Origin of the sequence: Luxibacter massiliensis (assembly GCF_900604355.1) — a bacterium.
GTDB classification, from domain to species: Bacteria; Bacillota; Clostridia; order Lachnospirales; family Lachnospiraceae; genus Luxibacter; species Luxibacter massiliensis.
The window spans coordinates 2831337-2845652 of sequence record NZ_UWOE01000001.1; the positions used below are offsets into that span (position 1 = coordinate 2831337).

At 43.0% G+C, this 14316-nt stretch carries 13 protein-coding genes; 2 read left to right on the plus strand and 11 right to left on the minus strand.

The window, feature by feature from the left end:
• Positions 1-5: 5 nt before the first annotated feature.
• A complete protein-coding gene (locus EFA47_RS13025) occupies positions 6-983 on the plus strand; it encodes a hypothetical protein (RefSeq protein ID WP_122643671.1) in 978 nt (325 codons plus the stop codon).
• Positions 984-1355: 372 nt separating this feature from the next.
• On the opposite strand, the gene EFA47_RS13030 is transcribed toward EFA47_RS13025, so the two are convergent.
• Complete coding sequence (locus tag EFA47_RS13030; protein ID WP_330512233.1) at positions 1356-2558, minus strand: IS256 family transposase; 1203 nt, start codon at positions 2556-2558, stop codon at positions 1356-1358.
• A gap of 148 nt (positions 2559-2706) precedes the next feature.
• On the minus strand, positions 2707-3435 hold the full coding sequence (locus tag EFA47_RS13035; RefSeq protein WP_164690000.1) for a hypothetical protein: 729 nt from the start codon (positions 3433-3435) through the stop codon (positions 2707-2709).
• Between the two features lie 159 nt (positions 3436-3594).
• Here EFA47_RS13035 and EFA47_RS13040 point away from each other — a divergent pair, with 159 nt between their 5' ends.
• Positions 3595-4905 (plus strand): alpha-amylase family glycosyl hydrolase, encoded by a 1311-nt coding sequence (locus tag EFA47_RS13040; RefSeq protein WP_122643674.1) that lies wholly within the window; start codon positions 3595-3597, stop codon positions 4903-4905.
• Between the two features lie 64 nt (positions 4906-4969).
• Here the strand turns inward: EFA47_RS13040 and EFA47_RS13045 are convergent, their stop codons facing one another.
• From EFA47_RS13045 to nagB, 9 genes are all read right to left on the minus strand, one after another.
• Positions 4970-5476, minus strand: a complete 507-nt coding sequence (locus EFA47_RS13045; protein WP_122643675.1) for a flavin reductase — start codon at positions 5474-5476, stop codon at positions 4970-4972.
• A gap of 44 nt (positions 5477-5520) precedes the next feature.
• Entirely contained in the window at positions 5521-6744 is a 1224-nt protein-coding gene (gene tyrS, locus EFA47_RS13050) for a tyrosine--tRNA ligase (protein ID WP_122643676.1), read from the minus strand.
• 395 nt (positions 6745-7139) lie between these two features.
• Positions 7140-7892 (minus strand): copper homeostasis protein CutC, encoded by a 753-nt coding sequence (locus EFA47_RS13055; RefSeq protein WP_122643677.1) that lies wholly within the window; start codon positions 7890-7892, stop codon positions 7140-7142.
• Between the two features lie 200 nt (positions 7893-8092).
• A complete protein-coding gene (nagE, locus tag EFA47_RS13060) occupies positions 8093-9529 on the minus strand; it encodes an N-acetylglucosamine-specific PTS transporter subunit IIBC (protein ID WP_122643678.1) in 1437 nt (478 codons plus the stop codon).
• Positions 9530-9625: 96 nt separating this feature from the next.
• A complete protein-coding gene (locus EFA47_RS13065) occupies positions 9626-10114 on the minus strand; it encodes a PTS sugar transporter subunit IIA (RefSeq protein WP_122643679.1) in 489 nt (162 codons plus the stop codon).
• Positions 10115-10132: 18 nt separating this feature from the next.
• Positions 10133-10969: a BglG family transcription antiterminator LicT gene (gene licT, locus EFA47_RS13070; protein WP_122643680.1), complete on the minus strand. Its 837-nt coding sequence runs from the start codon at positions 10967-10969 to the stop codon at positions 10133-10135.
• Positions 10970-11359: 390 nt separating this feature from the next.
• A complete protein-coding gene (locus tag EFA47_RS13075; RefSeq protein WP_122643681.1) occupies positions 11360-12400 on the minus strand; it encodes a hypothetical protein in 1041 nt (346 codons plus the stop codon).
• Positions 12397-13515 (minus strand): N-acetylglucosamine-6-phosphate deacetylase, encoded by a 1119-nt coding sequence (nagA, locus tag EFA47_RS13080; RefSeq protein WP_122643682.1) that lies wholly within the window; start codon positions 13513-13515, stop codon positions 12397-12399. The genes EFA47_RS13075 and nagA overlap by 4 nt, the downstream gene beginning before the upstream one ends.
• Before the next feature lie 48 nt (positions 13516-13563).
• Positions 13564-14295: a glucosamine-6-phosphate deaminase gene (gene nagB / locus EFA47_RS13085; protein ID WP_122643683.1), complete on the minus strand. Its 732-nt coding sequence runs from the start codon at positions 14293-14295 to the stop codon at positions 13564-13566.
• Positions 14296-14316 lie beyond the last annotated feature (21 nt).

Consider the following 14316-nt stretch of genomic DNA (forward strand, 5'->3'; position numbering starts at 1 on the left):
ATTTTATGTTTAAAAAACTTCCAAGTCATAATGTGCCGCTATTACTTGTTGCAGATGTAGCCTGCTTTGTGGCAAGTAATAATGGTGCAATAGAGATTGGAGAATTGAAACAATTTACAAATAAAAGCGAAGCATACATAAGAAGTAGTATAGCAATATGTAGAATGTTAAATATTATTTATGAAGATGGAACAATAACTCCGTACATAAATGAGTTGGGGAAAACCCCAGACAAAGCTTCAAGACTTAATGTAATAAGAAAATTTATACAGGAATATGAACCTTTTATAACATTTATTCAGTATCATTTAAATGATGAATCCATTGAAGAATCATCGCGAAAAGTATATTCACTATATCGTTTCGAGGGAAAAAATGATGTGTTTTTGAAAGACCTATTTATGACATGGGGGATAACTGTAGGTATCTTTACTAAGAGTGATGACGGATTTCTCATTACTGAATCAATAAGAAATCAATTAGTGGATATTAATCCAATATCATTTTCTTTAGATGATGATATGGCTATAAGAATATATATTTCCAATATTTTGGGAGGAGAGGCATTTTCTGCTCTTTCATCAGTTGAAATCGAAGAATTGGTAAATGGATATAAAAAATGTGAAGAAGATGCTCGAGGTGCAATTGAATGCGTTGGAAGAGCATTTGAAGATTTCTTAAGAAGAATATCGATGATAGTTGGTGTGAATGTAAGTGGGAAAAATGGGATTGGACAAGTTATAAATGCTTTATATAATTATAGAAATAATCTTGGTTTATTAGATAATAAACTTCACAACAAACAGGCAAGTATAGGTGCTGCTATTGGGGATATAAGAAATATGGCAGGACATAGTTTGGAAGCACGCACAATGGAAAGATGGGATTTATCATCACACAGTGCCAAAATGTATATCGAACTTACCTTATCAACTATTAAAAGCATTCATGAATATGTTCAGCATTCATACTATATATTTTAATCATTCCTACAAATTCATCATATCCAACGAGACTGTGAAGAAAAGTCTGTAAATAAGATTCTTCTATGATAATGAAGGGTGAAAGGCTACGAAAAGAGAACTTTCACCCTCATTTTATATATAGCAGTTATTAAAAGGCATGTCAAGAGCAGGCGGTTTTTCCGCCTGTTTTTTCGAGCCTTTCGAGCCTATTCAGGGAGTCTGAGAGAGTTTCAAATTTTGTGTAAACAGAAAAAACTGATATAAGATATGTTATTAGTTTCTAAGGGGCAAAGCCATTTCTTAGGCTTTGTCCCTTTCCTGTATTATAATCCAGATTTCATGCATGTCAAGCAGGACTGCCGCGGCAGCCCTATGATATTAAGGCTCTGGTTATAATCCTGACAGGCGTTCTTCAAAGAAGATCTCCAACTGGGAGTGGATCTGGCCCCAGTCCTGGCGGTGCCCTGTCCATTTTTTCGTGATATCCATCATTGCCAGATACAGCATTTTTAGAAGGCTGCCATCTGATGGAAAGATCGTCTTGGATTTTGTGACTTTCCGAAGTTGGCGGTTGAAACCTTCGATAGCATTTGTAGTATAAATAAGGCGTCTGACTGCTTCCGGGTACTTGAAATAAGTCGACAGGTTCGCCCAGTTATCCTTCCAGGATTTCACTATCTTAGGGTATTTTCCGCTCCATTTCTCATCAAAACTGTCCAGTTCAGATAAAGCGATTTCTTCCGTTGGTGCAGCGTATACGCGTTTCAAGTCAGCCATTAATGGTTTGATTTCCTTGTAAGAGACAAACTTTGTGGTATTCCGGATCTGATGAATGATACACTGCTGAACCTCTGTTTCCGGGTAGACAGCTTCGATTGCCTGTGGAAATCCGGTAAGACCATCTACGCAGGCGATCAGGATATCCTGTACGCCACGGTTTTTTAAACCGTTTAAAATTGACAGCCAGAATTTCGCGCTTTCATTCTGCCCCACATACATACCAAGCACATCCTTATGTCCGTCCATATCAATCCCTATCGCGATATAGACCGCTCTTTTTACGATCCGTCCCTCATTTCGTACATGATAATGGACCGCATCCATAAAGACAACGGCATAAATATCTTCCAGTGGACGTTCCTGCCACTCCTTTACGATAGGAAGTATTTTATCTGTGATCCGGCTGATGGTACTGTCTGAGATACCGATATCGTATAAGCCCTTCATATGGCTTTCTATATCCGCAGTGGTCATTCCCTTTGCATACATAGAGATGATCTTTTCCTCCATGTCCTGCGTCACTGTATTCTGGTAATTCTTGATTGCCTGTGGTTCAAAATCCCCTTTACGGTCACGGGGAATATCTAACTCCATGTCTCCGTAACTGGTGTGCACCGTCTTCTGGGAGTATCCATTCCGGCTGTTATCCGTCTCTTTATTTCTGTAGTCATATTTGGAATAGCCGAGTTCTTCATTCAGTTCTTCATCCAGGGCACCTTCAAAAATGACAGACATCATATCCCGCATGATGGAATTTACATCCGTACCATCTTTGACTTTTACATTGTTTTCCTTTAGGTAAGCCCCCATCATCTCTCTGAGTGCTGCTTTTTGTGGTGAATCTTTTTTTCTTGCCATAAAATAAACCTCCAAACTGAGTAATTTTATCTTACATCAGTTTGAAGGTTTACACAATCTTTGGGATACTCTCTAAATACGGCCTTTGCGGTGTATGAGCGCTTTACACATAAGGCTTAACCGAAGCCAGCAGCTCATCTTTTAATCCGGCTGTATCATCTGTATAAGTGACCGTCATTTCTATTGAATACTCACTTTTTACCCTTACATAAAGCTCTGAATTTATCTGTACTCCATTGGCTGACAATTTTGCTTTGAGGCATTCATAGCTTTCACCGGCAATTTCCACTGTATGGATATCCTCTACCGGTGTGTAGGCCGCTCCTTCCTCCAGGGAGCTTTCCAAATTTTGTTTGGCATACTCGGCCAGCTGCTTAGAAGTAATATTTTTCATGCCCGTATTCTGGACTACGATATTAATATTGGGTATCCCTGGCGCTGCCGCAGCCATCATTTCATAAATCACTGTTCCCTGCTCATAGGTTTCCTCAATCAAATCTGCCCTCTCTTCAGTCGTATATGCCTTCCCCACATCAACTGCATCGGCAATATCCTCATCAGAGGCCATTGTTAAAGATTCTGGTAAATCTATGCGAATGTTCATCCATTCACTTTCGAAGTGGCTCCCATTTACTGTCCCTTTTTTATATTCCTCAGTTTTCTCCTCTTCTTTTTCCTCTTCGTCCGGCTCTTCTTTTTTCTGCTCTTGGGCAGCCTTAACCTCACTTTTCTTCTCGGCTGTTTTCTTTGCAAATGTGCATCCTGTTGCGGCCAAGCTTATCAAAATCAGGACTGCCGCCCATATCAAAACATATCTTTTGTTTTTCCTCAACCCTTTATCCTCCATGTACATAATTCCTGCTAATAGTATACATTCCTTATACATAAAAAACAATTGAAAAGCATTACTTTTACTTAGAATCATGGTATACTAACATAGTACTTTTTCATTATAAAAAGTACTACTTTTTTAGAAAGCAGGTGTAATTTTATGTGGGCATATAACGAAACTTTTTATCAAATATATCCCATCGGTTTCTGTGGTGCTCCCGTCCATAATGACGGTCAGAGCGCCCCGCGGATACGAAAGATTGCAGATTGGGCGCCATATCTTCAAAAACTGGGAATAGGCTCTATTATTTTGAATCCTATTTTCGAATCGGATAACCATGGCTATGACACCCGGGATTTTCGGAAAATAGACTGCCGCCTTGGAACAAATGAAGATTTCAAATATGTATGCGATACACTTCATGAATTTGATGTCAAAATCATGCTGGATGGAGTCTTTAATCATGTAGGACGGGGATTTTGGGCATTTCGTGACGTGCAGGATAAGAAATGGGATTCTCCTTATAAAGACTGGTTCTGCATTAACTTTGATGGGAACAGCGGCTACAATGACGGTTTCTGGTATGAGGGTTGGGAAGGCCATTTCGAGCTTGTAAAACTGAACCTGCAAAACCCCGCTGTTGTTGACTACCTATTGGATTGTGTACGGTTCTGGATAGATGAATTTGGTATTGATGGACTGCGCCTGGATGTCGCCTACAGCCTTGACCATAATTTTATGAGAAAGCTCCGTACATTTTGTGAAGAGCTCAAACCAGGCTTTGCATTAATCGGAGAAGTGCTGTTTGGCGATTACAATTTGATTGTCAACGACAGCATGCTCCACAGCTGTACGAATTATGAATGTTATAAGGGAATTTATTCCAGCCTCAATAGTATGAATTTGTTTGAAATCGCCCATTCACTGAACCGCCAATACGGCCCTGAGCAATGGTGTATTTACCGTGGCAAACATTTAATGAATTTTGTAGACAACCACGATGTCACCCGAATTGCCAGCATACTCACAGACAAAAACCACCTTCCTTTAGCCTACGGCATTCTTTTCGGAATGCCCGGGATTCCTTGTATCTACTATGGAAGTGAATGGGGAGAAGAAGGTGTCAAGGCGCCTGACAACGATTACGCCCTCCGGCCATCATTTGAGCAGCCTAAACCAAATGAATTGACAGAATTTATAATAAAACTAATATCTCTGCGCAGAGCCAGTGATGCCCTCTGCAATGGAGGATACCACAATATTTTAATTACAAACCACCAGTTGATTTTTGAACGGAAAACAGACATAGAAAGAGTACTGGTAGCCGTCAACGCATCAAATTCAGAATTTAGGGCAGACAATGGAGAACTTCATGGAAATTATATTGATCTTCTCACCCAGAAGGAACATACCTTGAACGGATATGTCGACATGCCCCCCTACAGTGTCCAATTTTTAAAACAATTCTGACAATGGAGGTCAAAGGGGACAGTCCCTTTTGCAAAAGGGACTGTCCCCTTTATACCCCTGCCATCTAGGCTCTCACGAGTACCTTTTCTACTTCTGCCATATACATCGTGTGGTAGTCTTTCTGTGGGTAGCACTTGGCATCATTCTCCGGCACATCAAAATTCTCTGGCCTCATATCCTGATGATACTGTTTCCTGCACACCAGTATGAGTTCTGCTTCCTCAAATGCCGTCGTCCCCTCCACATAATAGGGGGTCAGCCCTGCTTCTTTTTCTTTGTCACACGTGCGGCCGGATTTTGTACCACATATGGTTAATGCACTCCTGTACTTTTCATCAAAGAAAGAAAGTGTGAACGTGTCATTGGAGTCCACAAATTCTTTTGTGTATCTTTGGGGACGGATATAAACACTCACTACGTTTTTACTCCACATAACGCCCATGCCGCCCCAACTGGCAGTCATCGTATTATGGTTCTTTTCATCTCCCGCTGTCACCAGCATCCACTCTTTCCCTATCTTCGTGAACGGATTAAACTGTAACTCTTCAATCAATATTTCTTTAAATGCCATATTCATTACCTCCTGTCTCTATGCTAATGTTACTTTAAAAGACTCTATTTTATAACAATTCTCCGGAAGTTTTTTTTGCCTTTTTTCAAAATCAACCCTTCTCCGGCAAATATATCTGCTGGATAGGAAGCATGTATATCTGTCACCTTTTCCCCTCCGGCAGAGACTCCTCCCTGCTCTACAGCGCGTCTCGCCTCAGATTTTGAAGCCACAAGACCACTTTTATGGAGTAAAGTCAGAATATCCACCGGCCCTTCGGCAAATTCCGCCCCTGACAGTTCAGCAGTAGGCATCTCTGCCGCATTTCCCTGGCTGAACAGCGCTCTGGCGCTTTCCTGGGCCTTAACGGCCTCCTCCTCGCTGTGGACCATTTTCGTCAGCTCATAGGCCAAAATTTCCTTTGCCCTGTTCAGCTGGCTCCCCTCCCAGGAATCCATCTCATTGATCTCCTCGAGAGGCAGGAAGGTAAGCATACGGATACACTTTAATACATCTGCATCTGCAATATTTCTCCAATACTGATAAAAATCAAAAGGAGTTGTTTTATTAGGATCAAGCCACACAGCGCCTAACTGTGTTTTCCCCATCTTTTTACCCTCTGAATTCAAGAGAAGCGTAATCGTCATGGCACTTGCATCTTTCCCCAATTTGCGGCGTATCAGTTCTGTCCCAGCCAACATATTGCCCCACTGGTCATCTCCCCCAAATTGTAAGTTGCAGCCGAATCTCTCAAATAACTCATAAAAGTCATAGGCCTGCATAATCATGTAGTTAAACTCCAGGAAAGTCAATCCTTTTTCCATTCTCTGCTTGTAACATTCTGCAGCAAGCATACGGTTTACGCTGAAATGTGATCCTACCTCACGCAGTACTTCTATATAATTTAAGTCTGCCAGCCAGTCCACATTATTTATCATCAGGGCTTTTCCTTCAGAAAAATCGATGAATTTACTCATCTGTTCCTTAAATCGGTCACAATTATGCTTGACAGTTTCAACTGTCATCATCTGCCTCATATCAGACCTTCCGGATGGATCCCCGATCATCCCTGTCCCCCCGCCTATTAGGGCAATGGGTTTATTTCCCGCCATCTGCAGACGCTTCATAAAACAAAGTGCCATAAAATGTCCTACATGCAGGCTGTCTGCTGTGGGGTCAAACCCTATATAGAATGTAGCTTTCCCATTGTTAATTAAATCTGCAATTAATTTCTCATCCGTCACCTGGGCAATCAATCCCCTTGCCTGAAGCTCTTCATATAATGTCATCTTCATTTCTCCTTTTCTTATCAGTAGATTTTCATTTAATATAAAAGAAGAGCCCCGTCTATAAAGGACGAGGGCTCTTAAGCTCGTGGTACCACCTTCATTCACAGACGGCTCCCGCCATCTGCCTCAGTGAGTAGATCTCACAGGGGATAGCCTCCCTTGCTTAATCACTCAGTGCGGTAACGTGCACCAAACCGTCACAGCCTACTCACAACATACCCTCCTTCTTTCTCTGGCACTGCTTTGGGTGTGAAGCTCCAAGATGTATTCGCAGCAGACCGGTCACGCGCCTCTCATCACCCGGCAGCTTTCTGTATTATCCGCGTCAGCCGCTACTTGTTCTCTTCTTAGCTTTTCTATATATGTTGAAATCTTATCTTATTCCCCCACATTTGTCAAGGCATTAAATTACTTTCCAGGACTTCCACTGCCTTGCGTATGTTCTCTGCGTCAGTCTGCCATATTTCATATTCACTGAACCCAGGGAACCCCATACTGACCCCGTTCCGCCTGAACTGCATCCTGCTATCCTTTGTCACCTTTCCTGACATGTGATAAGCCGTAACCTTCGTATAAGCCAGCAGCTTTTCTATTGTCTCAGGACTGATACCCGCACCTGCCAGAATCTCAATCCGCCCTTCACTCTGTTCTGCGAGCCTGGCAAGCAGCTCTCTCCCCTCCCATGCTGTATTTCGCTGCCCACTTGTCAGTATGGTCTTCATTCCCAGTGAAACCGCCTGCTCAAGCGTCACAAAAGGATCCCAGCTCACGTCAAATGCCCGGTGCAGCGCCATATCCATATTGCCCGCTTCAGCAATCAGTTCTTTCATCTGCCCCATATTCAGTGTCCCGTCTGGCGCTAAAATACCTGTAACAATCCCGTCCGCTCCCAATTCCCTGTACATCTGTATATCTTCTTTCATAACTGCAAACTCATACTCGTCATAACAGAAATCTCCAAACCTGGGCCGCAGAAGGACCCGGATTTCTAAATCTGTATTCTCTCTTACCTGGGAAAATAATGCTCTGCCAGGGGAGGTCCCCCCAATGATAAGATTACTGCAAAGTTCCACACGGGCAGCACCCCCTTTCTCCGCCTCAATGGCAGACTGGACACTGTCCACGCACGCTTCCAATATATACTTCACTTTTCATCCCGCCTTTCTGCTCAGGCAGATACTTGCGATCCGCCTCCTATGCTTACCGATAATATAAATCTAATTAAAATCCAAAAAGACCGCTTTTTGCGGTCTTTTTGAAAAAGGGATTATGTTATACCCGCCAATACCAGGTAGATTATACCCCAACAAGCGGGTTATAGCAAGAACTACAAGTAAGACGCCTCTGATTATTTACAGAGCTTCTTAAATTCATCAGCAACAAACTGTACCTTAGTTCCGATAATAACCTGAACCGCATTTTTGCTAGGCCTGATGACACCGGCAACTCCCGCTGACTTAATCACCTTCTCGTCTACTGCAGTATAGTCCTTGATTTCAAGGCGCAACCTTGTGATACAATTGTCCACACTTGTCACATTCTCTTTGCCGCCTACGCCTTCTAAGACAATTCTGGCAACTTCAGTAAAATCATCATTTGCAAGCTGTGCTGCGGAATCGTCATCATCGTCTTCTCTCCCTGGTGTTTTCAGGTTAAACTTCACAATAACAATTCTGAAGATAATATAATAGATAATACCTACTACGATGCCAATCGGAATCAGAAGAAGTGGGTTCATAGCGAATGGCGCCTTAAAGCTCAGGAACCAGTCGACAAAGCCTGCACTGAAATTGAAACCTGCGCGTACCGGAAGCAGAGCTACAACTGCCATAGAAATACCAGTCAGCACTGCATGGATACCATACAAAAGCGGAGCCAAGAACATAAATGAGAATTCCAATGGTTCTGTAACGCCGTTAAAGAAGGACGCAAGAGCCGCCGAGAACAAAAGTCCCATTGCAATTTTCTTCTTGTTGTCCTTTGCCGTGTGGTACATTGCCAGCGCTCCTGCCGGAAGGCCGAACATCATAACAGGGAAGAAACCTGACATATACATACCTGTCTGGCCCAGCACGCCGCCTTCCATAGTTCCCCAGAACTTCCCGATATCATTTATTCCTGCAATATCAAACCAGAATACAGAATTCAAAGCATGATGCAATCCAAATGGTATAAGTAATCTGTTGAAGAAGCCGTATAATCCAGCGCCTGCTGCCCCAAGTCCCATAATAAATTCACCAAATGCAACCAAGGCACCATAGATAACAGGCCATGCGAAAAACAGAATTAATACAGCAATCAATGATGCTCCTGCAGTTACGATAGCAACACATCTTCTCCCACTGAAAAATGAAAATGCATCAGGCAGCTTTGTATTTTTAAATTTATTGTAACATGCGGCTGCAATCAGACCGCAAAGTATACCGATGAACTGTGTCTGAATTTTGGAAAATGCAGGATCCACTGCTGCTTCCTCCACTTTTGTCAGCATGGATACGGATGCAGGTGACAATACAGTGGTGGTAATCAGCCAGGAAACAAGGCCTGCCAACCCTGCCGTACCATCATTATCATCGGACATACCAACTGCAACACCGATAGCAAATAAGATTGCCATCTGGTCGATCAGGACGCCGCCTGCCTTAAGTAAAAACGCAGCAATTACATTATTCGCCCCCCAGCCAGTTGGGTCAATCCAGTAGCCGATTCCCTGCAGAATAGCCGCTACCGGCAGACATGCCACCGGGAGCATCAAAGACTTACCTAATCTCTGTAAATATTTCATACTTTTCCTCCTTCTCAAATCCTTTCATTGTTGCTAATCCCTTTGCTTTATTTTAAACCGGCGCCCTGCCGGATAAAATACACTTGTGATTCTCTGTTATTTTTCTTCCACAGACAAAATATCATCTCCAAGTTCCACATTCCCTGCTGCAACACCCTCCACCGAGGCATAATCTGCTGTATTGCAAATCAGCATAGGAGTAATTATATCGTAGCCAGCCGCCTTTACTTTCTCCAAATCCACTGTCAGGAGAAGGTCTCCTTTCTTTACTGAGTCACCGGCAGCCACATGGCCCTCAAAACCGTCGCCTTTCAGTTTTACAGTGTCAAGGCCTACATGGATCAGCACTTCCGCCCCATACTCTGTTGTCATGCTTAGGGCGTGGAGAGTATCAAAGACCATCCCAATTCTACCGTCTGCCGGCGCACAAATCTTTCCCTCTGCCGGGATGACTGCAATTCCCTTTCCAAGCAGTTCATCGGCAAAGGTAGGGTCGTTTACCTCCTTCAGCGGTACTGCCTTGCCTCTGGCAGGGGCCCCCAGCAAATGCTTCGTCTCCTTCTTTTTTTTCAAAAAATCAAACATTTTTTATCCTCCTTATATTTAATCTTCTGCCATTGTTACTCTCCGGATGTGGATAGATAAATACATAATTTCCTCTCCAGATATTTTGCTGTTTGTCGCCTTTTCTATATATTCCGCAACTATTTTACTACACCTGTATTCCTTTGGATATTTAATCCGCATCATCTCTGCCAGTTCATTTTCTTCATTGGGAAGCAGTTCCTTCCTGTATACCCTCTGGAGCAAAAACTTCACATGGGTGACGAACCTCTCATAATGCAGTGAGTTCTCATCAAACTCAATCCCTAACTCCTTTTTGACAAGCTCCAGAATATCTTTCATTAAATTAGGGAAATTGAGTGTATCTTTGATGTCAGTTCCATACTCGGCATTTACAAAATGCAGTGCAATAAACCCCGCTTCGTCCTCAGGCAAAGATATGTGCAGCCGGTTTTCGATCATATTTACTGCATATCTCCCCAACTGATATTCCTGTGGATAGAATCTTTTTATCTCCCATAAAAGAGCATTTTCCAATGGTATCCCTTGGCTGCAGCGCTCAATCGCAAAATTAATATGGTCTGTCAGAGTCACATAAATACTCTGGTTCAGCTTTAATTTCAGATGGCCCTTTGCATAAGAGATAATATCATCAGATATTTGGGCGTGTTCCAAAGGCATATTTGCCAGAAGTTCTTTAAACTGTCCGGCGAGAGTCTGGCTTTTGATTCTGAATATCTTTTCGATTCTGGACTCTGCCACCTGCTTTCCCGGTTTCGTTCCAAATCCGATGCCGCGTCCCATAATAACCACTTCCCTGCCAGCATCATCATGGGCAGAAACAATATTATTGTTTATAATTTTTTCAATTACCATAACTAATTCTTAATCCCTTTAAAACAAAATCCCTTGTCTATTATTGCCAGTTTTTTCAGATTACTATCCAATATGCAAATAATCTAGTAAATTTTTGAAAATCCTTTTTTAAAACAAAGAATATATAAAATGCATACCCCCGGGAAATTTTATCGTGTAAACAGATGAAATTTCCTATATTACAAAAAAAAACCAAACTTTATAAACACGGCGCACGCCTTGTTCATAAAATCTGGTTTTGCCTGCCTTACAGTAACAACCCATCGCGATTTATTTAGTAAACTTAATATAGCAAAATGGTAGGTAAAAGTCAACTGCACTGCTAAAATTAATTTATATTTTAGTTATAATGTTTATTTTTTTTTAATATTTTCGTATAAAATCCACAAATCATTGATAATCAAAATATTCAACAAATTTCATATGATTCATGGCTTCCTTCTCTGTCAGATATCGCTGTTCCCCCAGGTCCATTCCTTTCTCACCGCTGGCATCCACATATATAGTCTGTCCGTTCATTTCCACTGCACAAAAAACATACCCTTCCTGGCTGATACGGTTTTTCTCCCACACTCCAAGAACAATATGCGACTCCATTCCGGCACGGCTGCACAATTCAGACAATATTTTAGCGGATCCAAGTGCAGTGGCTTTTTCTTTTACAAGGGCAGAAAGATTGTTATAGATATATACCCCCTCAAAGACCTCATCCATGCTCGAAAAGTTCAGCGCGTCCTCCCCTACATGGGATGCCGGGGATATATGTTCATCCAGCCAGGACAGAAAATAGTCAACAGCCTTTTTCTCCCCATAGTCGTCCGGCAAATTATCCAGAATCTCCTCCAGAATCCCCTCTGTCTTACTATCCATATCCTCAATAGCGGCTTTCCCCTGCTTGGAATTAACTGAAAGTCCCTTCTGGATCTCATCCAGATTCAAGACTTCCCCCTCCTCTGAGTATTCCCCCGCCTCATTAATCCCCTCGGCGCAGGATAAAAATAAAATTGCTTTAGAGATAATCTTATCGCTGACAGTGGTAAGATCTGACGTCTTATATTTTACATACATATTATCCTCAGTCATAGGTATATCATAGAACCCATAAAAGTAGTTATACCCTTCATCTTCCAGGGCGCCCGTCACTCTTAGATATTCCTCCCCATTCATCGGTTCTGGAAATTCCACCACTCCTCCTGACAGTTCATCCAGCCTCTCCTTCATCAAATCATAATTCTCTTTTTCTTTGACAGTCAGCTGGCCGGAATAGAAATCTGAGACTGCCTTACCGCTTTTTCTAGGTTCGTCCTCTAATTTTGTAGCTGTCGCATTAGATAATGTGGCCTGGCGCTGCCACCAGGCCAATAAACCCAATACAAGAACCACTAATCCGACAATGAAAACTGCCCTTGGGTGCTTCCGGATAAAAGTCATACTTGTTTTCTCCCATTTATATATACAGCCTTTACATTTAGTTCCTTATCCAAAAGAACCAAATCCGCCGCCTTCCCCGGTGTAATACTGCCGCACACATCATCAGCCCCAATCTCGCGGGCCGGGTTTATCGTAGCGCAGGCAACTGCATCCTCGAGGGGGATACCCATTTTCTGTACCGCAACCCGCAGGCATGCCATCAGGTTCGTTGCAGAACCCGCAATTGTTCCATCCGCCAGCGTGGCTCTGGCCCCCTTCACAAATACATCCTGGCCGCCGAGAGTATACTGACCGTCAGTCAGGCCGGTGGCCCTCATGCTGTCACTAATCAATATAACCCTGTCTGCACCGAACATTTCAAAGGTCGCCCTCACTACAGAAGGGTGAATATGAACGCCATCGCATATCAGCTCCACATGGCAGTCCTGGCTATCTCTTGCAGCGCCGATGACACCAGGATCCCGGTGGTTAAATGGAGGCATGGCGTTATACAGATGTGTAATATGGCTTGCGCCCTTGTCAAGTGCCAGCGCGGCCGTATCATAATCTGCAGTTGTATGGGCCAGTGATACAACAACTTCTCCCTTTACTTTCTCGATAAATTCCAGCGCGCCCTCATTTTCCGGCGCAATATCAACCAATTTTATTAATTTCCCTGATTCTTCCTGCAGGCTGTTAAACAGCTTTGTATCGCACATACGTATATGGTCCGCAGCCTGGGCCCCTTTCTTCTTTGCGCTGATAAAAGGGCCTTCCATATTAATGCCAATAAGCTTGGCGCCATTCTCACTTTTATACTCTGCCGCTGTCTGCATAATCTTGTGCAGTTCCTCCTCAGGCAGTGTCATCGTGGCGGGACAGATAGAAGTAACCCCCACAGAGGCCTCATATGCAGCTATATTTGCAATCCCCTCCAAGCTAGCATCACAAAAATCATCCCCCACACAGCCGTGGAAATGAATGTCCACCAGGCCGGGTATAGCATAGCAGCCTTCAGCATCCACCGCTTCCTCACTATCTCTTGCTGAAGCGGCAAACAGGCCGTTTTCCATAATAACTTCTCCCAAGGCAAACTTCTTGTCCTCATTAAATACCAGTGCATTCTTAATAATCATATTCTTCCAACCTTCTTTCTCTCCGCCACTGAAGCAGGCGGCACGCTCTTATTCAGGGATTTTTGACAGTGCTGCAGCATCGGCCACAACAGTGACATCAGGATGCAGCTGCAGGATAGATGCCGGAACCTGTGGAGTAACCTCGCCGAAAAATGCCTTTGCCACAATGTCAGCCTTCTCCTCTCCATTAACGACTACAAGAATTCTTTTAGCCTGCATAATCGTCTTAATCCCCATAGTATATGCCTGTCTGGGAACATCCTCTGCTGAAGCAAAAAATCTCTTATTTGCTTCAATCGTACTTTCTGTTAAATCCACACAGTGTGTCTCTTTGTCAAAAGCATCGGCCGGCTCATTAAATCCAATATGCCCATTATGCCCAAGGCCCAGAAGCTGCATATCTACGCCTCCCAAAGAAGCAATCAGCTCCTCATATCTTCGGCATTCCTTATCTGCATCTGGTTCCATTCCGTTTGGCACGTTGGTACGGCTCTTATCAATATTCACACGGTCAAAAAGATGTTTATGCATAAAGTAGTAGTAGCTCTGGTCATTCTCCCTGTCCAACCCTTTATATTCATCCAGATTTACCGTAGATACCCCTCCAAAATCCAGTTCACCCTGGTTATATTTTTCTGTCAGTACATCATACGTGCCGATAGGCGTAGACCCTGTAGCCAGTCCCAGCACACACTCTGGTTTCAATGTCACCTGTGCGGCAATGATATTTGCCGCTTTTTTACTCATATCTTCATAATTCTCTGCTTTTAAAATTCTCATAATTTTACCCTCCATAAGTTA